General features: G+C 36.4%; 25 protein-coding genes. 20 read left to right on the plus strand and 5 right to left on the minus strand.

Annotated features, from left to right (window positions below):
- Nucleotides 1–12: 12 nt before the first annotated feature.
- The 3 genes from ATCC51562_RS01530 (at nucleotide 13) to ATCC51562_RS01540 (ending at nucleotide 4263) form a co-directional block, all read left to right on the plus strand.
- Nucleotides 13–792: a histidinol-phosphatase gene (locus ATCC51562_RS01530; RefSeq protein ID WP_021090617.1), complete on the plus strand. Its 780-nt coding sequence runs from the start codon at nucleotides 13–15 to the stop codon at nucleotides 790–792.
- An 88-nt stretch (nucleotides 793–880) separates the two neighbouring features.
- Entirely contained in the window at nucleotides 881–2311 is a 1431-nt protein-coding gene (gene glnA / locus ATCC51562_RS01535; protein WP_021091002.1) for a type I glutamate--ammonia ligase, read from the plus strand.
- Nucleotides 2312–2625: 314 nt separating this feature from the next.
- A complete protein-coding gene (locus tag ATCC51562_RS01540; protein WP_021090797.1) occupies nucleotides 2626–4263 on the plus strand; it encodes a DNA polymerase III subunit gamma/tau in 1638 nt (545 codons plus the stop codon).
- Here ATCC51562_RS01540 and ccoS read toward each other — a convergent pair.
- Both ccoS and ATCC51562_RS01550 read right to left on the minus strand, forming a co-directional pair.
- The gene (gene ccoS / locus ATCC51562_RS01545; protein WP_021090484.1) at nucleotides 4250–4492 is read right to left on the minus strand and encodes a cbb3-type cytochrome oxidase assembly protein CcoS; all 243 of its coding nucleotides are present in this window, start codon (nucleotides 4490–4492) and stop codon (nucleotides 4250–4252) included. The two genes, ATCC51562_RS01540 and ccoS, sit on opposite strands and share 14 nt — an antisense overlap.
- Nucleotides 4492–6873, minus strand: coding sequence for a heavy metal translocating P-type ATPase (locus ATCC51562_RS01550; protein WP_021090684.1), 2382 nt, complete (start codon nucleotides 6871–6873; stop codon nucleotides 4492–4494). The genes ccoS and ATCC51562_RS01550 overlap by 1 nt, the downstream gene beginning before the upstream one ends.
- A gap of 289 nt (nucleotides 6874–7162) precedes the next feature.
- Between ATCC51562_RS01550 and rho the strand changes: the two genes are divergently transcribed.
- Nucleotides 7163–8503 carry a transcription termination factor Rho gene (gene rho, locus ATCC51562_RS01555; RefSeq protein ID WP_021090510.1) on the plus strand — a complete coding sequence of 447 codons (1341 nt, stop codon included), beginning with the start codon at nucleotides 7163–7165 and terminating at the stop codon, nucleotides 8501–8503.
- A gap of 129 nt (nucleotides 8504–8632) precedes the next feature.
- Here rho and ATCC51562_RS01560 read toward each other — a convergent pair whose 3' ends face one another.
- On the minus strand, nucleotides 8633–8845 hold the full coding sequence (locus ATCC51562_RS01560; protein ID WP_009294027.1) for a transcriptional regulator: 213 nt from the start codon (nucleotides 8843–8845) through the stop codon (nucleotides 8633–8635).
- A gap of 160 nt (nucleotides 8846–9005) precedes the next feature.
- Here ATCC51562_RS01560 and ATCC51562_RS01565 point away from each other — a divergent pair, with 160 nt between their 5' ends.
- A complete protein-coding gene (locus tag ATCC51562_RS01565; RefSeq protein ID WP_021090520.1) occupies nucleotides 9006–9605 on the plus strand; it encodes an outer membrane beta-barrel protein in 600 nt (199 codons plus the stop codon).
- A gap of 53 nt (nucleotides 9606–9658) precedes the next feature.
- Here ATCC51562_RS01565 and ATCC51562_RS01570 read toward each other — a convergent pair whose 3' ends face one another.
- Together ATCC51562_RS01570 and nusA are read right to left on the minus strand one after the other, a co-directional pair.
- Nucleotides 9659–10138 carry a GNAT family N-acetyltransferase gene (locus ATCC51562_RS01570; protein ID WP_021091061.1) on the minus strand — a complete coding sequence of 160 codons (480 nt, stop codon included), beginning with the start codon at nucleotides 10136–10138 and terminating at the stop codon, nucleotides 9659–9661.
- Nucleotides 10138–11241, minus strand: a complete 1104-nt coding sequence (gene nusA / locus ATCC51562_RS01575) for a transcription termination factor NusA (protein WP_021090810.1) — start codon at nucleotides 11239–11241, stop codon at nucleotides 10138–10140. Before nusA ends, ATCC51562_RS01570 begins: the two co-directional genes overlap by 1 nt.
- 172 nt (nucleotides 11242–11413) lie before the next feature.
- On the opposite strand from nusA, the gene ATCC51562_RS01580 reads away from it, so the two are divergent.
- From ATCC51562_RS01580 to ATCC51562_RS01645, 15 genes are all read left to right on the plus strand, one after another.
- Entirely contained in the window at nucleotides 11414–11656 is a 243-nt protein-coding gene (locus tag ATCC51562_RS01580) for an HP0268 family nuclease (protein ID WP_002941786.1), read from the plus strand.
- Complete coding sequence (gene miaB, locus ATCC51562_RS01585) at nucleotides 11656–12957, plus strand: tRNA (N6-isopentenyl adenosine(37)-C2)-methylthiotransferase MiaB (protein ID WP_035167160.1); 1302 nt, start codon at nucleotides 11656–11658, stop codon at nucleotides 12955–12957. Before ATCC51562_RS01580 ends, miaB begins: the two co-directional genes overlap by 1 nt.
- Nucleotides 12938–13717 carry a lysophospholipid acyltransferase family protein gene (locus ATCC51562_RS01590; protein ID WP_021090923.1) on the plus strand — a complete coding sequence of 260 codons (780 nt, stop codon included), beginning with the start codon at nucleotides 12938–12940 and terminating at the stop codon, nucleotides 13715–13717. Before miaB ends, ATCC51562_RS01590 begins: the two co-directional genes overlap by 20 nt.
- Nucleotides 13707–14153 carry a hypothetical protein gene (locus ATCC51562_RS01595; protein WP_021090708.1) on the plus strand — a complete coding sequence of 149 codons (447 nt, stop codon included), beginning with the start codon at nucleotides 13707–13709 and terminating at the stop codon, nucleotides 14151–14153. The genes ATCC51562_RS01590 and ATCC51562_RS01595 overlap by 11 nt, the downstream gene beginning before the upstream one ends.
- 60 nt (nucleotides 14154–14213) lie before the next feature.
- A complete protein-coding gene (locus tag ATCC51562_RS01600; RefSeq protein ID WP_021090634.1) occupies nucleotides 14214–15218 on the plus strand; it encodes a hypothetical protein in 1005 nt (334 codons plus the stop codon).
- Complete coding sequence (locus ATCC51562_RS01605; RefSeq protein ID WP_021090885.1) at nucleotides 15215–15736, plus strand: hypothetical protein; 522 nt, start codon at nucleotides 15215–15217, stop codon at nucleotides 15734–15736. Before ATCC51562_RS01600 ends, ATCC51562_RS01605 begins: the two co-directional genes overlap by 4 nt.
- On the plus strand, nucleotides 15729–16265 hold the full coding sequence (locus ATCC51562_RS01610) for a hypothetical protein (protein ID WP_021090534.1): 537 nt from the start codon (nucleotides 15729–15731) through the stop codon (nucleotides 16263–16265). The genes ATCC51562_RS01605 and ATCC51562_RS01610 overlap by 8 nt, the downstream gene beginning before the upstream one ends.
- A gap of 143 nt (nucleotides 16266–16408) precedes the next feature.
- Entirely contained in the window at nucleotides 16409–16627 is a 219-nt protein-coding gene (locus tag ATCC51562_RS09790; protein WP_235044176.1) for a hypothetical protein, read from the plus strand.
- On the plus strand, nucleotides 16615–18036 hold the full coding sequence (locus tag ATCC51562_RS01615; protein ID WP_235044182.1) for an HAL/PAL/TAL family ammonia-lyase: 1422 nt from the start codon (nucleotides 16615–16617) through the stop codon (nucleotides 18034–18036). The genes ATCC51562_RS09790 and ATCC51562_RS01615 overlap by 13 nt, the downstream gene beginning before the upstream one ends.
- A gap of 1 nt (nucleotide 18037) precedes the next feature.
- Entirely contained in the window at nucleotides 18038–19198 is a 1161-nt protein-coding gene (locus tag ATCC51562_RS01620; RefSeq protein WP_021090813.1) for an Opr family porin, read from the plus strand.
- A 10-nt stretch (nucleotides 19199–19208) separates the two neighbouring features.
- Nucleotides 19209–20756 (plus strand): flavocytochrome c, encoded by a 1548-nt coding sequence (locus tag ATCC51562_RS01625; RefSeq protein ID WP_021091011.1) that lies wholly within the window; start codon nucleotides 19209–19211, stop codon nucleotides 20754–20756.
- Nucleotides 20750–21133 (plus strand): cytochrome c3 family protein, encoded by a 384-nt coding sequence (locus ATCC51562_RS01630; protein WP_021091039.1) that lies wholly within the window; start codon nucleotides 20750–20752, stop codon nucleotides 21131–21133. Before ATCC51562_RS01625 ends, ATCC51562_RS01630 begins: the two co-directional genes overlap by 7 nt.
- A gap of 9 nt (nucleotides 21134–21142) precedes the next feature.
- The gene (locus tag ATCC51562_RS01635; protein ID WP_021090960.1) at nucleotides 21143–21697 is read left to right on the plus strand and encodes a cytochrome c3 family protein; all 555 of its coding nucleotides are present in this window, start codon (nucleotides 21143–21145) and stop codon (nucleotides 21695–21697) included.
- 12 nt (nucleotides 21698–21709) lie between these two features.
- Entirely contained in the window at nucleotides 21710–23326 is a 1617-nt protein-coding gene (locus ATCC51562_RS01640) for a sensor histidine kinase (protein ID WP_021090719.1), read from the plus strand.
- On the plus strand, nucleotides 23320–24009 hold the full coding sequence (locus ATCC51562_RS01645; protein ID WP_021090742.1) for a response regulator transcription factor: 690 nt from the start codon (nucleotides 23320–23322) through the stop codon (nucleotides 24007–24009). Before ATCC51562_RS01640 ends, ATCC51562_RS01645 begins: the two co-directional genes overlap by 7 nt.
- Nucleotide 24010 lies beyond the last annotated feature (1 nt).

Below are 24010 nucleotides of genomic sequence, written 5' to 3' on the forward strand. Positions count from 1 at the left end.
AAAAGGCTAAAAATGACCGTCGATCTTCACAACCATACGCCACTTTGCAAGCACGCAGTTGGAGAGCCAAGAGAGTATGTACAAAACGCAATCAAAGCTGGCACAAAATACTTTGGTTTTAGCGATCACGCACCGATGAACTACGATGAAGCTTACAGAATGAGCTTTGATGAAATGCAGGGCTATGAAGATGAAATTTTACATTTAAGAGATGAATTTAGCGGTGAGATAGAAATTTTGCTTGGCTATGAGATGGATTTTTTAGATGGATTTATGGATGAGCGAGTTTTTGCTAGAAAGGTTGATTATCTAATAGGCTCTGTGCATTTTTTTAATGGCTGGGCATTTGACAATCCAGAATTTATCGGTGGTTACGAGGGCAAAGACTTAGATCAAATTTGGCAAGAGTATTTTGATCATGTAGAAAGATCGGCCAAGCTTGGCAAATTTGACATTATGGGACACATTGATCTTTTAAAACTTTTTAAATTTTTGCCAAAAAAGGATGTTAGGATTTTGGCTAAAAATGCAGTAAATGCGATAAAAGAAGCAGATTTAGTTGTTGAGATAAATGCCGCTGGCTTTAGAAAACCTATCGGCGAGCAATATCCAAGCGTAAATTTACTAGAGCTTATAGCCGAAAAAGATATAACCATCACCTTTGGCTCAGATGCTCACGCAAAAGAAGATATCGGTAAAAATGGTGAAATTTGCGAGCAAATAGCTAGAGATTTAGGTTATTCAAAATGTGCTATTTTTAAAAATAGAGATAGAGAATTAGTAAAATTTTAGATTGGGTTCAAATAAAATATAAATTTAATCTTAAATATTAGGTTTTATGATAGAATACGAAAAATTTAAAAATTAAAAGGAGAAAAAAGTGGGAAAATTCGTCCAAAATATAGATCATTTTTTTGATTTTTGTAAAGAAAATGAAGTCAAATTTGTAGATTTTAGATTTACTGATTTAGGTGGTGCTTGGCATAGCATTAGCTACAACATAAAAGCTGTTACGAAAGAAAATTTCACAAATGGCATCCCAATGGACGCTAGCTCTATGCATGGCTGGCAACCAATTGATAAGAGCGATATGATAATGAAGCCAGAAGCTACAACTGCATTTTTAGACCCATTTACTTCTGATATTACAGTCGTTGTTTTTTGCGATATTTACGACATTTACAAGGGTCAAATTTATGAAAAATGCCCTCGCTCAATTGCTAAAAGAGCAATGCAGTACGTAAAAGATAGTGGTCTTGGCGATGAGGCATACTTTGGCCCTGAGAATGAATTTTTTGTCTTTGACAACGTCAAAATCATCGATAGCCCAAACTGCGCGATGTATCAAGTAGATAGCGAAGAAGGCGAGTGGAACGATGCTACTGACTTCAAAGACAGCTACAATACAGGTCATCGCCCACGCAGAAAAGGCGGCTACTTGATGACTCAGCCGATCGACAGCATGGTCGATCTAAGAGCCGAGATGATGCAAGTTTTAGAGCAAGTTGGCCTTGAAGTCTTTTTGGGTCATCACGAAGTCGCTCAAGGACAAGGTGAGATCGGCGTGAAATTTGGCAATCTAGTCGAAGCCGCCGATAATGTTCAAATCTACAAATACGTCGTTCGCATGGTGGCTCACCTAAATGGCAAGACAGTTACATTTATGCCAAAACCACTTTATGGCGATAACGGAAGCGGCATGCACGTGCATCAATCAGTCTGGAAAGATGGTAAAAATTTATTCTATAAAGAGGGCAACTACGCAAATTTAAGTGATTTCGCAAGATACTACATCGGTGGCGTTTTAAAACACGCAAGAAGCGTTGCCGCCTTTACTAACCCAAGCACAAACAGCTACAAACGCCTAATCCCTGGCTTTGAAGCACCATCTATCCTAACATACTCTAGCCAAAACCGCTCAGCAAGTATCCGCATACCTTATGGCTCAGGTGAAAAGTCAGTTAGGGCTGAGATGAGATTTCCAGATAGCACAGCAAACCCTTATCTAGCCTTCTCAGCGATGCTAATGGCGGGACTTGACGGCGTTAAAAATAAATACGAGCCAGTTGGTCCGATGGATGAAAATTTATTTAAACTTCACCTAGATGAGATCAGAGAGCGCGGCATCGAGCAGCTCCCACACACACTCCGTGGCAGCCTTGAAGCGCTTATCCGCGATAACGAATACCTAAAACCGATAATGAGCGATCTTTTCATAGATACCTATCAACACTTCAAATTTGAAACTCAAGTTTGGCCTTACGAAGCGCGCCCAACCGCTTATGAGTTTAAAACTTGTTTCTCTTGCTAATCTAAATTTTGCCTTGGCACACATGCCAAGGCTTTTTATACCAAACACAATTCATACAAAAATACAAAATATTTAACATAAAATTTTATGTATTTTTATTATAAATTTTAAATCTAATCGGCTATGGATCATTATAAAAAGGGATATTTTTTATTTTTTTGCAAATACACTAGGAATTTTATGCAAACATATAAAAATTTATCCGCCTTCATTAAACTAAAATAAAAAATTTTAAAGCCAATTAAATATATAAATAATCATAAATTTATGCCTTTTTTTATAAAATCCTTGAACTTTATAAAAAGGATACCGCATTGCAAGCACTAGCTTTAAAATATCGCCCTAAAAATTTTGATGAACTTATCGGTCAAGAAGCAGTTAGTAAAAGTCTTATACACGCACTTGACGAGGGTCGCATAAGCCACGCATATCTGTTTTCTGGGCTTAGAGGCAGTGGTAAAACTTCAAGTGCCAGGATATTTTCAAAAGCTTTAGTATGCGAAAAAGGACCTACCTCAAAACCATGTGAAGTATGCCCACAATGCATAATGGCAAATGAGTCAAGACATATGGACATCATCGAAATGGACGCAGCTAGCCACAGAAAGATAGATGATATAAGAGAACTAATAGAGCAAACAAAATATGCTCCAGCAATGGCAAGATATAAAATTTTTATAATCGATGAAGTGCATATGCTAACCAAAGAGGCATTTAACGCCCTTTTAAAAACGCTTGAAGAGCCACCAAGCTATGTAAAATTTATCCTAGCGACGACTGATCCATTAAAACTCCCAACAACGGTGCTTTCAAGAACACAGCATTTTAGGTTTAAGCAAATAAGCAGATACAGCATCATTAAACATCTTGAGTTTATTTTAAGCAAAGAAGGCATTAGCTACGAAAAAGAGGCACTTGAAATTTTAGCAAGAAGTGGCGGAGGATCGCTAAGAGATACTTTGACACTTCTTGATCAAGCTATCATTTACGGGGCAAATAATGTCACGGCAAATGGCGTAGCATCGATGTTAGGACTTCTTGATCCAGAAAAGATCGAAGAGATAATAACTCATGTTTTAAATCACGATAAAAATGCTATTAGAGTGCTTGTAAGCGAACTTGAAAGCTACGATCCAGAGATGATAATAGATGAAATTTTGGCAAATTTAAAGCAAAAATTTATAGAAAATGACTCAAAAATTTCACTACTTGTTTATGAGAGATTTTTTAGGATTTTGGCACAAGCTAAAGGTATGCTAAATGTAAGTAGCGACAATGGCTTTGTGCTAATGCTAATGCTTTTTATGATGATAGAAGCGCTAAATTTACAAGATATTGATGACGCTATAAATGAAGTGATCTCAAAAAATAGCGAAAATTCCACTCAAATCACAGAAGTCATCACTCAAAAAAGCCAAGCAGCTCCTACTAAAATGCAAGGTCCATACGAACTATTCTTAACAAAAATTTATGATAGAAATTACGATCTTGGCGAGTTTTTTAAAGAATTTGTAGAATTTAGCTTCTTTAATAACAATGAGTTTGGACTGATAGTAAATGCAAAAGATGAAAATCTTGAATATTTTAAGAAAAATTGGAAAATTTTAAATGAGATATTGCGTACGCTTTTTGGACAAAATGCGAAAATAGTAAATGCAAAGAGTGATGAGCAAAAAGTACAAACTAAGACGCCTAAAGCCTCTTTAGAAAATAATGAAAAAAGCGAACTAGACGAGCTTGATGAGGAAATTTTAAGACTAAATGCAAATAACATTGAAACTAAAAATGAGTCAAAAATCGAGATAAAAAGCGAGCTACAAAACGAAAAAAATAACTTTGCTTTGATGCTAAATAAAGAGCCAAAAACGCCAGAAGAGCTTCAAAGGCAAAGAGAACAAGGGGTTCTAAAAGAGGCCAATAGACTTTTTGGCGAGCCAACTATCGAGAGCTAGCCTTATCTTTACTGCTAGCCTCTAGTCTCTTTTTTAGCGCTTCTTTTTTGCGAAGCTCTAGCTCATAAGCTTCATTTAGCGCCTCTTCATCGTCCAGGTTTGCTCCATCTAAAAATTTTCGGTAGTCCTCAAATTGCTTATTTTTTATCCCCCAAAGCACGCCAAAAAGCAAAAATGCTCCCATCAAAACCGAGATAAAAACCAGCATCGCAAGTGTCGCGCTATCCATTATTTTTCCTTAAATTTTCTAACAATATAAAGCGAGTTTAAGATAACACTTAGCGAGCTAAGCGACATAAAAAGCGCAGCAAATAGCGGAATGACGTAGCCACATACGGCAAATGGCAGAGCAAGAACATTATAAAGAAGACAAAAGAGCAAATTTTGCTTTATCGTTTTGTAAGTAAATTTTGAGATTTTTATGGCCTTTGCTAGACTTTTTAAACTATCATCAAGCAGCACCACATCGCTTCTTTCTAAGCTTATTGCCGCCCCACTTCCCATGCAAATGGCAACATGAGCAAGGCTAAGTGCTGCTGCGTCATTTATGCCGTCCCCTACCATTAGCACCTTTTTGCCCTGCTCTTTTAGTTCGCTTATAAATTTAGCTTTCGTTTCAGGCAACATCTCTGCTCTAAACTCACTCACGCCAAGCTCATCTGCCACATTTTTTACCACTTTTTGCACGTCGCCACTTAAGATATATACTTTCATGCCAGCGCTCTTTAGCTCGTCTATCAAAGCCTTTGCTTCAGGTTTTACACTATCTTTTAGATAAAATTTCGCCACTAACTCGCCATTAAGACCCACAAAAAAGCTCACATTTTCTTCAGCTTCATCAAAGCTAATACCATTTTCGACTAAAAATCGTTTGCTTCCTGCATAAAATTTTTTACCTGAAATTCCAGCCTCAACACCCTTTGCCACGCTTAAATTTGTATTTTTAAGCTCTATTTTCCTTGCGCCTTTTTGCTTTAAAAATTTAGCCACTGCCACGCTTATTTGATGATTTGATATAAGAGCTAGCGAATAAATTTCATCTAAGCTTATGCTCTCTTTTATGAAAAAATCACTAACCTCAAATTCTGCCTTTGTGAGCGTACCGGTCTTGTCAAATACTGCCACATCGCACTTTGCAAGGCTTTCAAAAAATTTAGCCTCTTTAAAAAGTACTCTATTTTTAAAGGCCACACCAAGGGCACAGACACTACTAACTGGCGTGGCAAGCGCAAGCGCACAAGGACAAGCGATCACGATGACGCTAACAGCCGTGACAATAGCTTCTGAAAAGCCAAATTTAAAGTACCAAAACCAAAATGTAAAAAATGCTAACGTCAGCACGCTAAGAGAAAATTTAGAAGCGATTTTATTGACTACTAGCTCGATATTTGGCTTTTTTAGCTCAGCAGTTTGGAACAAATTTACAAGCTGATTTAGATAAGAATTTTTAAAAATTTCCTTTGCTTCGTAGATGATTTGTCCATTTTGGCAAATGACACCACTTTTCACCTCTTGCCCCACTCCCAAGGTCACAGGCAGGCTCTCTCCCGTTAGACTTGAGCTATCCACGCTTACCTCACCACTAAGCACCACTCCATCAAGTAGCGCCCTCTCGCCAGATCTAAGCACGATCTTTTCGCCCAAATTTACATCTCTTGGCTCTTTTAAAACATCCTTGCCATCCTCCAAAATACACACCTTTGCAAGCAGCATATCATTTAAGAAATTTGAAGTCTCAAGTGCCTTTTTCTTGCCCAAAATTTCTAAAAATTTACCGATAAAAACAAAGGTGATGATCATCGCAACCGAGTCAAAATAGCTCTCGCCACTCCTCGTAAACATCGCATAAATCGAGTAGATATAGGTTATGCTAGCTCCGGTGATAACGAGCAAATCCATATTTGGCGAAGCATTTTTAATGGCTATCTTTGCTCCTTTGAAAAACTCGCTACCAGTATAAAAAAATACAGGCGTTGCTAATACAAACTGCGCAAAGCTTAAGATATCTTTTATGTCGCCTCTTATGCCACTAAAATACCCACTATACTGAGCAATGGCTAGCCACATAATGTTCATCGTAGCAAAGATACCAACTAGTGCTTTTGTGTAAAATTTTCTTCTTTTCTTGGCTAGTTCGTCCTCTTTTTGACTCGTAGCATAGGGCTTTGGAACATAACCAACGGCATAAATTTTTTCAATTATCTGCTCTACTAAAAGCTCCTGCTCATCAAAAATAATGACCGCTTTTTGATTAAGCGAGTTGATATTTACCTCCAAGACGCCCGGTAAGCTAAAAAGTGCCTTTTCAAGTAGCCAGATGCAAGCTGAGCAAGTGATGCCATCGATTAAAAATGAAATTTGACTAAAGTCGCCCTCTTTTGTCACAAGCTCGCTAAAATTTGCCGCTAAATTTTTGATATTTGCACCGTTGCTTGCTGGCGTGAGTGTATTTTTACCAAGACGCTCATAAAACTCACTAAGCCCATTTTCATTTAAAATTTCATAAACGCCTTTGCAACCAACACAGCAAAATTTAAGTCCACTTTCATTTGAGATCATCACGCTTTCATCAAATTTTAATCTACAATGAGCACATCTACTTTGTGGCATTTTTACTTTCTTTTATCTAAAATTTTTACTAATATTATTGCATCACATGCCTATTACACACCATATAAATTTATGGCAGACAAACTACAAAAATAGGCACAAATTTCTTCTTTTATTATCGTTATAAAATGGCGAGATTATAGCAAATCAACCATTTTTGAGCAAAAATTTCATTTTATACCATTTCTTGACAACAAAGTTTTATTTTTATAAAATGCCAAAACTTTCAAAAACTTCTTTTTGAAACTTAGAAATTCTGCAAAATTATCCCCGCATTTAAAGAGGAAATATGGAAAACAACCAAACCGAGCAAAGTGCTGCTCAAAACACAAAAACTACAAAAAAACATCAAGCATCAAGAACACACATACCAGTAGACGGACACAAGATCGAAGAGCTAAGAACGCTTAGTTTAGATGAGCTAGTACAGATCGCAAATAGCGTTGGCGTCGAAAATCCACGAGAATTTCGTAGGCAGGATTTGATATTTGAGATACTAAAAACCCAGACAAAACAAGGCGGCTTTATACTATTTACTGGAATTTTAGAGATCACAAATGAAGGTTATGGCTTTTTAAGGGCTGTTGATGCGAATTTAAGCGACAGCTCAAACGACGCATACGTTTCAAACTCACAGATCCGCAAATTTGCACTTCGTGTGGGCGACATCATCACAGGCCAAGTAAGAGAACCAAAAGATCAGGAAAAGTACTACGCCCTTTTAAAGATCGAGGCGGTAAATTACATGCCTCTAGCAGACGCAAAAGAGAGGCCTCTCTTTGACAACCTAACTCCACTTTTCCCAACTGAAAAGCTAAATTTAGAATATGATCCGATGAAGCTAACGGGCCGTGTGCTTGATCTTTTCACGCCAATTGGAAAGGGTCAGCGTGGCCTCATCGTCGCACCTCCAAGAAGTGGTAAAACCGAGCTTATGAAAGAGCTAGCTCACGGCATCGCTAAAAATCACCCAGAAGCCCAGCTTATGGTACTTCTAGTAGATGAGAGACCAGAAGAAGTTACCGATATGCAGCGCTGCGTAAAAGGCGAGGTTTTTAGCTCGACATTTGACCTGCCAGCGCTTAATCACGTCCGCGTAGCAGAGCTAGTCATAGAAAAGGCAAAACGTCTAGTTGAGATGGGTAAAGACGTCATTATATTGCTTGACAGTATAACCCGTCTAGCGCGTGCCTATAACACAGTGACCCCACCAAGTGGCAAGGTACTAACAGGCGGCGTAGACGCAAACGCACTTCACAAGCCAAAACGCTTCTTTGGCGCAGCTAGAAATATCGAACACGGCGGCTCACTAACCATCATCGCAACCGCGCTAATCGACACTGGCTCACGCATGGATGAAGTAATATTTGAAGAGTTTAAAGGCACTGGAAACAGTGAGATCGTGCTTGATCGCAATATCTCTGACCGCAGAATTTACCCAGCTATCAATGTACTAAAATCAGGCACAAGAAAAGAAGAGCTACTTCAAAAACCTGATGAGCTTCAAAAAATTTGGGCTATCCGCTCTGCGATCGCTACAATGGACGATGTCGAAGCGCTTAAATTCTTGTATGCAAAAATGCTAAAGACAAAAGACAACAAAGAGCTTCTCTCTATCCTAAACGAGTAAATTTACCGAGCTTGAAGCAGTTGCTTTGAGCTCAAATTTCTTCACTTAAAATATCCAGCTAAAAATATCTTAGAAATTTTAAATTTTCTAGCTCTTGCAATTATAAAAGAATTTACGATTTTTAAACGATTATTTACTAAATTTTTCTATGTCTTGATTGATCAAATTTTCATATTCGCAAAGCTCATTACAAGTCTTTTTACTCTGCTCTATAAGCTCATCAAATTTAAATCCAAGCATCACAATACGATAAAGGTTTGGCTTGTATTTTCGCCAGTTGTAAAGCGTTGCGACATCAACGTCTAAATGATAAGCCATATCACGTTTTGTCATCTTAGCCACTTTACACTCCTTTTTTTTGAGTGATTTTATAAATTTTATTCTGATAAGAAAACAATTGAATTATTTTATGTTTTTTATATATTTAATTGAATATTTAAACTTTATTTAATCCAATAAAATTTAGAATACCAGTCAAACATTTTTTAAATAAGGAGTAAAAATGAAAAATGTAGTTTTAAAAGTTGCTTTAGGCTTAAGCCTAGCTAGTGCAGCTGCTTTAGCACAAGGAGCGTTCATTGGGATCGAAGGAGATTACTCTTTTAATTCAAAATTAACAGCAAAAAGCGACAATGGTAAATCAAAAGTCAAAAAGGCTCAACCAGGTATCGGACTAAAAGCTGGCTATGATTTTGATAGTTTTAGAGTTTATGGAGCTTACATTTACGACTTTCAAGCAAAGAAATCACTTGGCGATGAAGACGGTACAGTAATAAAATGGAGTACACATAAATTTATAGTGGGCGCAGACTATACACCAGAATTGACAAAGGACATAAAACTAGTTCTTGGTGGCTACACTGGCTACTCAAAGCTTAAAATGGATGTATTTGACACTCATGATGGCTCGGAAAAAGCTAATACAAATGGCTGGATACTAGGTGCAAGAATTGGTGCTGAATACTCTATCAACGAAAACAATGCAGTTGAGTTTGGTCTAAAAGCAGACAGAACTAAATATAGCTCCATAGCAAAATATGATAATGCAAAAATAAAAGAGACAAACGTTGGTCTTTATATGGGATATACATATAAATTTTAATCGCTCACAAGCTCAAATTTAAGAGTAAATTTGAGCTTTTTATTTAAAACGAACTATAAATTTAAAAGTTTTTCTAAATTTTTGCCGTCCAAGCGATAGTTTCTCCACTCAAGTGATTGATTTTTGGCACCCAAGCTTTCATAAAATTTAATGCTTGGCTCATTCCAGTTTAGGCAGCACCACTCAAGCCTTTTTAAATTTTCATCCTTACAAATTTGAGCTAGAAATTTAAAAAAAGCCTTGCCTATACCTTGATTTCTAAACTCTTTTTTGACGTAAATGTCCTCAAGATAAATCCCACCAAGCCCCAAAAATGTAGAAAATGTATAAAAATAGATAGCATAGCCAATCACCTTACCCTCACTCTCGCAGACAATGGCTTTTGCGTGATTTTTATTAAAGATAGAGTCTGCAAAAATTTCATTTGTAAAAGTGACTTGATCGCTCAAATTCTCATAGCTAGCAAGCTCTCTTACAAGCTCGCATATCACGTCTATATCGTCAATAGTCGCTTTTCTTATTTGAAATTTCATTAGTTATCACCAAAAAGCGCTTTTAAATCTTTGATTGGCTCATTATTTTCTGCATTGCTACTAGTTTTTGAGCCAAGCTCATTTAGCTCGATCTCATAGCCAGTTAGCATGCTTGCTAGGCGGATATTTATGCCGTTTTTGCCGATCGCCTTGCTCTTTTGTTCGCTTGCAAGCGTTACAATTGCCTTATTTTCTTCGATCTTTACAGATGTGATGATCGCAGGTGCCATAGCGCGAGCCACCAAGATCGCTGGCTCGGTGGTGTATTCGATCGCGTCGATACTCTCGCCATGAAGCTCTTTACTTACAGCATTTATCCTAACGCCCTTTGTGCCGACCGTTGCACCAACTGGATCGATGTTTGGAGTAGTTGAGATGAGTGCTACTTTAGCTCTTTCACCAGGAATTCTCGCACTTCCTTGAATGATAATGCCACCATCTTTTATCTCAGGTACCTCTGAAGTTAGTAGAGCTTCAAGAAATTTTGGCGAAGTCCTTGAAAGCTCGACCTTTATGCCTAAATTTTTATCTGTAAAAACTTTTCTAATGACCGCCTTTACAACGTCGCCCACTTTAAATTTCTCGCCTTTTATGCGATTTTTACGTGGCAATATAGCACGAAGCTCGTCTATCTCGATAAAAGTGTTTTCATCATTATCGACTCTAACAACTGGTCCAAAGACCATGTGACCGCTCATTTCATTATATTTTTGTAAAATTTTCTCTTCAACTAGGCGCTGGATGTGATACTCAAGCTCCTTATGAAGCGTTTGAGCTGCGGTTCTTCCAAGGTTATCAAGGCTTAGCTCGTAAGTAAGCTCATCACCGATCTCTACGCCACTATCTATCTTTTTAGCCTCTTTTAAGCTTAAAAAGTGCTCATTGTCCTCTTCAAGCCTCTCATCGTCGTTTGCTACGATTGAAATTTTTTGATAAAGCTTTAAATTTTTATTTGCATCGATGCTCACGTCATACTCATAATTTTCGCCATAAACTCTTTTTGCAGTATTTATCAAGGCTCTTATAACACGCTCTTTTACATCTTCTATCTCTAAATTTTTCTCATTTGCAATTGACTCGATGATATCTGAAATTCTTTCCATTTTTTCTCCATTGTAACGATAAATTTCGGGGATTTTTCGTGAAGTTTTGAAATTATACATAAGTCATACTTTTAATAACTTTAAGCTTATTATTAACTTTTATTTAATCCTTTTTTTATGATGTTTTGGATATATTGACCGATTAAAATTTAAGATTTTGAAAGGATTAAAAATGGAGCTAAAACTTGCAAGAGCTGAATTAGACGCAAAACCAAAAACGATTTCACTAGAAAAAATAGAGGCAGCTGTCGAAAAAGAGGGTCAGAAAATTTTCTATTTTGATAAAGAAAACACACACAAACAACTAATCGCCCTAGTAGAGCATTTTGAAGAAAAAGGGCTAAGCGTCTATCACAGAACCGTAAAATACGGACTTGATGATAGCGACTACATGTATGAAGTGCATATACTTTAATGAGTAAAAAACTCTTTATCCAAACTTTAGGCTGTGCTATGAATGTTCGTGACAGCGAGCATATCATAGCTGAGCTCTCACAAAAAGAAGACTACTCCTTAACACAAAATATAGAAGAAGCTGATTTAATCCTTATAAATACTTGCTCGGTTCGTGAAAAGCCAGTTCATAAGCTCTTTAGCGAGGTCGGAGCCTTTGAAAAAGCCAAAAAAAGAGGTGCTAAAATAGGCGTTTGTGGCTGTACTGCAAGCCATTTGGGTAGTGAAATTTTTAAACGCGCGCCCTATGTTGATTTTGTCCTTGGTGCAAGAAATGTCAGCAAGATCACAAAAGCTGTAAATACGCCTAAATTTATCTCAACTGACATCAACCATGACGAGAGCGAATACGCATTTGGCGAATTTAGAGGCTCGCCATACAAAAGCCATATCAACATCTCGATCGGCTGCGATAAAAAATGCACCTACTGCATCGTCCCACACACCAGAGGAGATGAAATTTCTATTCCTTCAAGCCTCATCTTAAAAGAGGTAGAAAAGGCCGCAAAAAGCGGCGCAAAGGAGATATTTTTACTAGGACAAAATGTCAATAATTACGGCAAAAGATTTTCGGGCATGCAAGAAAATATCGATTTTAGCGACCTGCTAGTAAAGATAAGTGAGATAGATTGCGTTGAGAGGATAAGATTTACAAGCCCACACCCACTTCATATGGATGATAAATTTCTTGAAATTTTCACTAATAATCCGAAAATTTGCAAGTCTATGCATATGCCACTTCAAAGCGGAAATACCAAAGTTTTACGCGAGATGAAGCGTGGATACACAAAAGAGTGGTTTTTAGACCGTGCGTTAAGACTTAGAAAGATGTGCCCAGACGTGAGCATCTCAACTGACATTATAGTCGCATTTCCAGGCGAGAGCAATAGTGAATTTGAAGATACGATGGACGTGCTTGAGCAAGTTAGATTTGAGCAAATTTTTAGTTTCAAGTATTCGCCTCGCCCTCTTACAAAGGCAGCTACTTTTACAAATCAAATAGATGATAAAACCGCTTCAGAAAGGCTTACTCGCCTACAAAATCGCCATAATGAAATTTTAGACGAGATCGTAGCGGCACAAAAAGATAAAATTTTTGATGTATATTTTGAAGAGCTAAGAGCAAACGGCGGCGTTGCTGGGCGAAGCTTTAACAACTTTTTAGTTCAAGTTGATGGAAGCGAAGAGCTTCTTGGCACTACACAAAAAATCAAGATCACAAACCCAAAACGAATGGTTTTGTATGGCGAGCTGCAAATTTAAAAACACCCTTGAAAAGCTCGCCCTAAGCGTTGGCGTCTTTTTCATCTACATTTTGATGTGGCTCATTTTTTTAACCTGCAAAAAGAGCTACACTCCAAATTTCTTACCACAAAATGGCTGCGTCGTAGTCTTTTGGCACGGCAGGCTTAGCTTTATGAGCTTTGCTTACAGACGCTGGTGGAGTAGCCAAAACAGAAAACAAGGCAAGGTGATAATAAGCGACCACAAAGATGGCGAGCTAATCACTAGAATAATTAATTTTTTTGGCATCGGCACCATTAGAGGTAGCAGCTCAAAAGGCGGTGCAAGGGCACTTATAGAAGCTCTAAGAGAGATAAAGCAAGGTCACGACGTCATCATCACGCCAGATGGTCCAAGAGGACCAAGGCACAGCGTGGCAGACGGAGCTGCTGTGATCGCACAAAAGTCATCTTGCGAAATTTATGCTCTAAATTTTGAAGCAAACTCATTTTGGGAGTTTAAAAGCTGGGATAAGATGATACTTCCAAAGCCATTTTCAACTATAAATTTTAGCCTCTCAGCCCCTTTTAGTGTGGAAAATTTGGAGCAAAAAGATGCAAAAGAGAAGATACAAAACAAACTTTGGCAAGCCTCACAAAATGACGGCGGAAAGAGCGTTTTGCAAAACAAAGAGGACTTTAGGTCAAATTTAAAAATTTGGTGGAAAAAGTATGCGCATAAAAATCCGCAAATAAGAGACGAGATAAGAGAAATTTTGGATGAAATTTATGAAAAATAAACTATCTATTTTTATAGCCATCTTTCTAATTGTTTTATTCGGACTATTTTTTTATAGCGACAACTCCTATAAACTCGCCCTTGAAGCAAAATTTTTATACGAAAACAAAGAATACGAAAAGGCCTTAAATTTAAGCCAAAAAGCACTTGATATAGATATTTATAACAAAATGGCAAATACTGTACTAAACCAAAGCAAGGCTGCTATCAAATTTAGCTCATACATAAAAAATGGCAAAGAGTATCTTGAGCGTATCAAAAAAATGAGCCAAAGTAGCGTCAGCAAGGCTGATAGTGGGCGCATTAAGATGATGTGTGATGTAATGATAGAGGATTTTGACAACCTTAAAAACTCGGCCTTACTTGATAGTGAACTAAAAAATGAAGCTTTAAATACAAAAGAGATTTTTGTTAAACTTAAAAACGACCTGTTTTAAACTTATTTAATCCCTTTTTAGCTACCATAACAAAAATTATGCACTAAATTTAGGAGATTTATGTCTTTTAGCGTCAAAAAGCTTTTTTCTAACCTTTTTTTAAGCGTCGTGTTGGAGGGCAATGAGTGCATATTCTTCGGTCAGGTCTTTAGAAATGGCAAACTTTTAAAAACTATAAACGCTAAATTTACAGATATAAATATCGATAGTATCGATGAAAAAATCATAAAATACATAGAAGAGCAAGAAAAAGCATATTTTGGTGTATATGTTTCAGTTTTTTTTAACGACGACTCGCAAGGCGCACTTCCTAGTGTTAGCTTTGATGAATACAAAAAATTTAATATAAATACTAAAAATCTTACAAGCCTTATCATGCAGGATAGCTGGAGTATTTATGCAAATTTAAATGCTATAAAAAAATATAAAAATTTATTTGGACAAGATAGTGTAGATCTCATCTACTCACCTATTGCCCTACTCTTTCACGAGCTTTTAAAACGCGGAATTTCTCCAAAAACTACACTTTATCTTTATATCCATGCACATTCGTTTACGCTTGCGATATTTAAAGATAAACAAATGAAATTATCCACTTTTTTAAATATGGCTGGTATTGAGGAAACTAATCAGGAAGCTGAAAGCCTAAAAGAAGAAGATATAACAGATATTGATAACTTAATCATTAAAGAAGAAAATGACGCAACATCGCTTGATGATTTTAAAAGTTTAGATGATTTTTTAAGTGATGATAAGCCAAAAGAATTTGAAGATCTAAACTATGAACTAAATATGCCAGTTTCTACAAATGTAGAAAAATCAGTTGCTATTTTTGGGTATGACATGAAGATGTTTGATTACATCGTAAAGGCTGTAAAAGAATTTTACGAAAATCCTCTCTACGGCGGTGATTTTATTGAACAAATAATTGTTTTTGAAAACACAAAAACAAGTGCAACCTTTTTACAATATCTGCAATCTGAGCTTTTAGTGGAGACTTCGGTGTATCCAGTGAATACAAATCATATTATGAATGAAATCATGCAAGAAGAGATAATATTATGAGATTTAGCTTTATTGCTCCAGAACCAAGACCACTTATATCTATCTTTAGCAAAATTTGGCTAAGCCTTATAAGCTTTGTTTTTGTAGCTCTTTTGGCAACAAATTTCTTTATACTTTACAAAAATTATTCAATTGAAAAAAATATAATTTTTTTATCAAATGAGCAAAAAGAACTTAGTCAAAAAATAGTCACAACAGATGAAGTTTCATCTAAACTAGCTGTACAAATAGAATCTGCAAATGATATTTTCACTTCAAATTCTATTCTCAAGCAAAGTTTGCACAATCTTTTTGATCTAGTGCCTGACAGTATAACGCTTGAAGAGGTTTTTATGGATAAAAGCTCGCTCATCATTCGCGGTATAACGCCGACAAAAGATGTATTTAATCAGCTTCTAGCTTCACCTTTAAGATCTATTTTTACGACTTCAAATACCAGCTTTTATCAAAGCAAAAACGGCTGGTATGGCTTTATAAGCACAAATAAAATTGATAATTCTGAGGGATATAATGAGTAAAAAAGATACGAGCTTAGAAAAAATAGATCCCGTCAAGCTTTTACTTTTTATATTTGCTTTTATCGTAGTTTGTTTCATTATGATATTTGGTTTTATCGTGCCAAATATAAAAGAATTTAAAAGCCTAACTAGACAAAATTATTCACAGACCTCATCTTATACAAAAGTAAAAAATGAATTTGAAGCTAAATTTAAAGCCCTTGAAGCAACCAAACAAAAAGATGGAGCTATCATTTCAGCTTTTGAGAATAAATTTGATAAAGATAAATTTATAGATTTTGCCTCCAAATTTTTCAGTGAAGTGAGCCTTAGCAAAATAGAAGAAAGTGATAATAACGCTAGTGAGAAATTTTTTAGATTTCGCCTAAATGTAACTAGCTCTCTAAGGACGCCACAAAAATTTTATGACTTTTTAGATGCGCTTAGCAGCTATGACAGTATCGTAAAGACAGAATTTCCTATCGTCATGAAAGGCGAAAAGGATAAAATCCATACTACTTTTAATATAAAAGTTTTTGGGTTGAAGTAAATATTAAAAATAAAACTCATCCACACAAGCTATAAATTTACATACTTTTTATTTTTATCTTAATATAAAATTTAATAATAAATTACTTTTTAGAAATTATTTTTATTTAATATTCTCTTTAAAATTTATTTTAGGAGGATTAGATGAAAAGTATAAAGTTACTTTCTTTAGCAGCTGTGTTGGCAATTAGTGTAAATGCCCAAACCATTACATTAAATGGTGAAAACATAACACCAAGAGATATCGTGCTTATCTCAAATGGTGCTATGGTAGATATCAGCAAAGATGCTTTAAATAAAGTAAATAAAGCACATGATGTACTACTAAATGCTGCCAAAGATGGTCAAAAATTTATGGTCTAACGGTTGGTGTTGGATTAAACAAAGATAAGAAATTTGTTGATGCCAAAGGAAATTTAGACGCAGAAGTGATCAAAGCTTCAACTGAGTTTAACATTGGACTTATTCACGCTCACTGTGGCGGTGTCGGCGAAGATATGGATCTAAAAACAGCTAGAGCTGTCCTTGCTACTAGACTAAACAACCTCTTACATGCAGGCGCTGGCGTACAAAGCGAAGTTGTAAAACTATATAAAGAGTTTCTAAACCAAGATATCATCCCAGCCATGCCAAGCTCTGGCTCAATGGGTGAGGCTGATATTACAATACTTGGCCACGTCGGTCTTGCGATGCTTGGCGAAGGATATGTTTATTATAAAGGTCAAAAGATGAGTGCTAGCGAGGCGCTAAATAGAGCTGGTCTTAAAAAGCTCTCTCCATTTGGCAAAGATAGCCTTAGTATTTTAAGCTCAAATGCCTACTCAGCAGCACTTGCTAGCATGACGATAGAAGATGCTAAAAATGCTCTAGAAATTTCAAAGCTCGTCTTTGCTCTAAGCCTTGAAGCACTAAATGGAAACATCGCTCCATTTAGCAAAGAAGCTGCAAATTTACGCCCATTTCCTGACTTTGTCGAAGTGGCAAAAGATCTAAGAGAGACTTTAAAAGATAGCTATCTATTTGATGAAAATAGCGAAAGAGCCTTACAAGATCCGCTAAGCTACAGAGACGCTAGCTACTTTTTTGCGACCTTTAAGAATACACTTGACACGCTTAGTGGTCTTATGAAAATTCAACTAAACACATCAGATGATAATCCTGGAATTTCACTAGAAAAATCACCAGAAACAGATAAATTTCAAGAGACAAAGCTATTTACAAAAGGTGGAGCTGTCGTTCCTACATCAAATTTCGAGCCTTTGATCTGGGTAGCTGAGTTTGAAAAAGCATCTATCGTGCTAGCTCACAACTCAAAAGCAAGCGCATTAAGAGCAATAAAACTCTCAAATGATAGCTTTACGCACCTAACAAGGTTTTTAGGAACAGACAAAACCGTACATGCATTTGGTGCTATGCAAAAGCCGTTTGTCTCACTTGCAGGCGAAAACGAATTTTTAGCAAATCCAGCCTCACTTGACTACACACCAGTTGCAGGCGAGATAGAAGACGTAGCTACAAACGCACCTTATGTTGTACAAAAATTTCAAAAACAACTAGACAACTACTATCAAATTTTAGGTATGGAGCTTATGCATGCAGCTCAAGCTATAGATCTTCGCTTGCAAAAAGATAAAAATTTAAAACTATCTAAAAAGACAAAACGTCTTTATGAAAAGTATAGAGAGATTGTTAGATTTGTAGATGTCGATAGACCTTACACAGATGACTTTAGAAACTCCGCTAAATTCCTAAAAAATTATAAAGGTGAATAATATGAAAAAGAGTCTTATTCTAGCCATGTTTTTGGCTAGCTCTGCTTTTAGTCAGAGCGAAAGTTTGATAGAAGCTTTAAAAAACGGTAAAGCAAGTGGTGATGTTACTATGTTTTTTGAAAGCAGACATGTAAATGAAGGCGCAAAAAGCACATATTACAACAACACCTCTTGGATGGTTGGCTCGGTTGGCCTAAACTATGAGAGTGATTTTTATAAAAACTTTAAAGCAGTAGTTGGCTTTAGAGGGGCAGCTCCAGTTTATGAAGGTGATAAAGAATTTTACACTGGACACGGCAGGGGCGACTCAACAGAGAGAATTTATGAAAAAGATAGGTTTTTGCTATCAAATTTATATCTCCAATATCAAGCCTATGATACAAACGTAAAGATAGGTCGTCAAGAGATGATAACTGACTGGGTTGGCAAAATAAATGACGGCGTAAGAATTACAAACAACTCTATCTCAAATTTGGAGTTAGATGCACTTTATACAAGATCAAAAGGACGAGCTTACTATAAAGAGATGTGGGCCTTTAAAAAACTAAACGAAAAAAAAGGTCTTTATAGGGTTGGGGCTACATATAAATTTAATGATAACCTTAGTGCAAGAATTTATGGACTTTATGCTCCAAGCTTGTTTAAAGCAGTTGGTACAAAGCTAAACTATGATGGGCAGATAAACGAGAGCTTTGGCGCTGGCGGTATGATCCACTATGCACAAAGTAAAGAAAAAAGAGCAAATTTAGATGATGGCAAAGCTTTTGAAGTTTTAGGATACGTAAGCTACAAAGATAATAAGCTTACCCTTGCTCATACAAGATCTGGCAAGAAAAATGGCTGGGGAAGTATGAATCTTGGCGGTGATCAAATTGTGCCTTTTGAAGAAGGTGATGCGATGTACAACCGCGATGCAAGGACATACTACGCTATGTTTTCGACAATGATAGAAAAGCTAAGTCTAACTGCACTTTATGGAACTACCACATATAAAATGCAAAATGACAACAAAGACTACAAACAAAATGAATTTAGTGCATGGTTAAGCTACCCTATAACACCGGATCTAAAAGCTTTTGTGGTCTATGATCAAACATTTAAAGCACAGCCTTATCTCCCAACTATTACACAAATTGGAGTTGGACTAAGCTATAGTTTTTAAGGAATAAGATATGAGAAGAAGAGATTTTTTAAATACTCTTGCCCTGCTTGGCTCAGCTAGCCTTGTGCCATTAGATGCATTTGGCGATGAGATCAGGTGGGATGAAGAGTGGGATGTTTTGGTAGTTGGCTCTGGCTTTGCTGGATGTGCAGCTACCTGTCAAGCTATAGAAGAAGGCGCAAAAACGCTTATGATAGATAAGATGCCAGTCCTTGGTGGTAACTCAGCTATAAATGGCGGTGCTTTTGCGGTTGTAAATTCAAGCTTTCAAAAAGCACGCGGAGTAAAAGACTCATACGAGCTTTATGTAAAAGACATATTAAAAGCTGGTTTAAATTTAAACAGACTTGACCTTGTAGAAGTGATTGCTAAAAATGGCAACGACGCTTACGAATGGACACTTCAAAAGGGCGTTTATTATAGAGATGCGCTTGGTCAGTTTGGCGGCCACTCTGTACCAAGGACTATCTGGCCAGAGATAAACTCAGGCGGCAAGATCACTATACCACTTCAAGAGTATGCCATGAAGCATGGGGCTATTATTAGAACTAGAGTTATCTTAGATGATTTTATAAAAGATGATGGTGGCAAGATAATAGGCGCAAAAGTAAGAGAAAACTACGACTTTGACTTTGACAAGAGCAAGGACGAAGCAGACAACAAAAGTGGCGATGTCAAATTTTATAAGATAAATGGCGGCATCGTCATGGCAACTGGTGGCTTTGCTTATGATATTAAATTTAGACAAGAGGTCGATAAAACTATCACGCCTGATCTTGGCTGTACAAACCACTACGGTGCTACTGCACAGGCTTTAAAGGTGATGATGAAAAATGGTGCGCAAACAGTTGATCTAAAATGGATACAGCTTGGACCATGGGGAAGTCCTGACGAAGATGGCTTTGGCATAGCTCCGGTTTTTGCGATACCTGCATTTAGCTACGGCGTAATGGTCGATGCAAGGACTGGAAAGCGTTTTGTAAATGAGCTAGCTGATAGAAAGATAAGATCAGATGCTATCCTTAAAATTCACAAAAACCCAGATGGTAGTCTAACTCATCCAGTAGTTATCTGTGATAGCATAGGTGCCATGGGCACTACAAAAGCAAATGTGCAAAGAGGTGTAGATAAAGGCGTTATAAAAGTATTTGACAATATTAACAACCTTGCTAAATTTTACGGCATCCCTTATGAAGGTCTAAAAAAGACCATAGATGACTACACAAAGTATGCCCATAACGGTAAAGATGAAGAATTTGAAAAACCATTTTTCAAATTTAAAGATATAGTGCCTGATCTTACTAAGCCACCATTTTACGCATGGCGTGCCATACCAAAGGTTCACCACACAATGGGTGGCGTAAAGATTGACGTAGAGGCAAGAGTTTATAACACAGATGACAAACCTATTGCTGGACTATTTGCAGCAGGTGAAGCTGTGGGCGGCCCTCACGGAGCTAGCAGACTTGGTAGCTGTGCGATACCTGATTGTATAGTATTTGGAAGGATAGCTGGCAAAAATGCAGCAAACTTAGCTAAAAAGGAGAAAAAATGTTAAAAATTTATACCTTCTTTTTAACCCTTTTATTTGCCTTAAGCCTTAGTGCTGCAAATTTAGAAGTAGAAAAATATAGCAAAGCAAACTATCCTTTTAAGGCGCATGATAGCTTACATTTTGAGTGCAAAAACTGTCATAAAGAGAGCGATCCAAAGGACTATAAAAAACTAACAACCTCTGAGTGTCTAAGCTGTCACAATAGCTACGAGAAGTTGGCTATTCAAACTGGACATCTAGGCTATGACGATAATGTGCATAAAAGCCCACACTATCCAAACATGGACTGCGACCTTTGTCACTCAACACATAAACAATCAAGAAATTTCTGTGTGATGTGCCATTCGCAAGATAGTATGAAAAAACTTTTGGTGCCATAAGGAGATGATATGAAAAATTTAAGCATAAAAATAATTTTCCTTGCAGTTTTTGCCTTTATCATCTTTTTTGGCGGTTCTGCACTAGTAAATTCGACAGGAGATGATAAATTCTGTACCCTCTGTCACAAGTGGATGGATCCGATGGTGACAGCCTATCATAGCGACGTTCATGGTGGTGCTAGTAAATATGGCTTTAAAGCGAAATGTGTAGACTGTCACTTGCCGCATGATAGTTATATAGGCTACGTGTTTAAAAAAGCTAGCAACGGCATAAGTGAAGTAACTCATATGATAACTCATGACGCCAAAGATCAGCCATGGATAGAAAATAGAAAAAATAGAGCTAAATTTGTCTATGATAGTGGTTGCTTAAGCTACCATAAAACTATTTTAGATAAAAATTCATCAAATGCCAACATCACTGATATGCACGCTCTTTATAGCAAATTTAAAGATGATGTGAAAAATAAACTTGACTGCGTCAGCTGTCATAAAAATGTCGGTCACAACAATCTTGGCAAAACTCTATATGAGATAAAACATCCACCAGTTGGTAACTGGTAAAAAAGGCAAAGCATGATGGGAAATTTTAATAACAACAAGCTGTTTATTATATTTTCCATCATCTTCTTATCTTTAATGGTAGTTAGCCACATGCTAAACCGCTCTTTTGTCAGAGAAATTTTGATAAACGAGCAGTTAAATATCCTAAAGAGTTCGAGCCACAGGATAGAAAAGTGGATCGAAAATAAAAAGCTTAGCCTAAAATCAGTAAATTCGCTTATCTCAAATTTAGACCATAACAAAGATGAGATAATCATAAAAGATATATTAAACAAAAGTACACAAATAGCAAATTTCTCAAGCGTTTATGCTGGATATAAAGATAAGCAAACCCTCTCAAGTGGAGACTTTAAAGCACCACCAAACTACGATCCAACGCTTCGCCCTTGGTATCAAAACACTATAAAAACAGATGAAATTTACATCACAAAACCGTATAAAGATGTCGGACTAAAGACCTCAGTCATCTCAATCTGTCAAAGCATAAAACAAGGCGGAGAGATCCAAGGCGTACTATGTGGGATACTATCATTTAATGACATAAAAAATGAGATTTTGGATCTAAGTCTTGATGATGGAGGTTATCTATTTTTGATAGATAGTAATCAAAATATCTTACTTCATCCAAATGAGAGTCTAGAACTTAAAAAAGCTAAATTTGATATAGAAAATTTAGATCTAATTAAAACACAAAACTACGAAACCAAAAACGAAATATTTACTATAAATCCTTTACAAAACTCCAAACTTATCTTGATAGCAAAGACTCCAAAAGATGGGATATATAAAAAGATAAATTTGCAATTCATAAGAAATTTAGCCATCTATATAGTTAGCGCCCTACTCTTTTTATGCCTTGGTTACTTTTATAATAAAAAGATAAAAAACCAAACCGAACTTCTAGAAAAAACAAAAAGAGAGTATGAGGTTTTACTCTTTTCACAAGCTAAAATGATAGAGCTTGGACAGATGATATCATCTATCTCACACCAATGGATACAGCCACTAAATGCCCTTGGCATATTTTTAGGAAATTTAGTACAGTTTAAAAGGCTTGGTAGACTGAGTGATGAAATATTCTACGATAACATTGACCGCTCACTAAAAAATATAGACTATATGACAAACACAATGATAATGTTTAAAAATTTCTACAAAATAGAGGAAGAGGCGCAGGAATTTAATATAAAAGAAGCGATAGACGAGACTATTTTTATACTATTTTCACAGCACTCAAAGATGCAGATAAAGGTACTTTGCAAAAATAGTAAAAACTTAAAATGCAAAAATCATCTAAATGAATTTAAACAGATCATCACCTGTCTCATACAAAACTCAAAGCAAGCCCTAAATGAGCGTAAAGAGCTAAAATATCCAAAAATAGTCATAGCCATAAAAGAGAGTGGAAATTTCTATGAGATTAGAGTGATAGACAATGCAAATGGCATAGATGAAAGCTTAAGAGAAGAAATTTTTAAGCCATTTAAAAGCACCAAAAAGAGCAGTGGTCTTGGGCTATATATCTCACGGTTAATCGCTGTTAAAAAGTGTGGTGGAGAGCTGAATTTAAGCAGAATAAGGAAGCCAACCATCTTTACCTTAAAGATAGCAAAGGAGATAAGTTGCTAGACATAAATATACTACAAAAACTAAAAGATGTCTCGGTTTTGCTGGTAGAGGATGACGAGAGTACAAGCCTTGCTATAAAGCAGTCTTTGGAATTTTACTGCAAAAATATAGTTTGTGCCAAGGATGGGCTTGAAGGCTTTGAGAGATATTTTGAAGATGAGTTTGATATCGTTGTAACTGACATAAATTTGCCAAATTTAAATGGTCTTGAGATGCTTGATGAGATAAGAAAACGAGCACCACACGTAAGATCTATCATCATCACCTCCTTTGATACGAGTGAGCATATGCTAGCCTCCATAGAACTTGGAGCTTATAACTATCTTAGAAAGCCATTTAAGATTGAGGAACTTCAAACTACGATCATAATGGCGACAAAAGATCTTTTTGAAAGTAGGATCAAATTTAAAAAAATTTACGAATACGATATGAAAAGCAAACACCTTTTCAAAAATGGCGAAGAGTTACAAATGCCAAAAAATGAAGCAAAACTCTTCTTTTTACTTGTAAGCAATATAGAAAAAGTAGTAAGCTACGAAGTGATCGAAAACTACGTCTGGGGTGAAAAATCGATGAGTAACGAAGCACTTAGAATGACTATCAAAAAGATAAGAACAAAAACTGATGCCGACCTCATCAAAAACATTTCAGGCGTTGGATATAGACTTAGCGGATCAAACTAAA

Source organism: Campylobacter concisus ATCC 51562 (assembly GCF_000466745.1).
GTDB lineage: Bacteria > Campylobacterota > Campylobacteria > Campylobacterales > Campylobacteraceae > Campylobacter_A > Campylobacter_A concisus_B.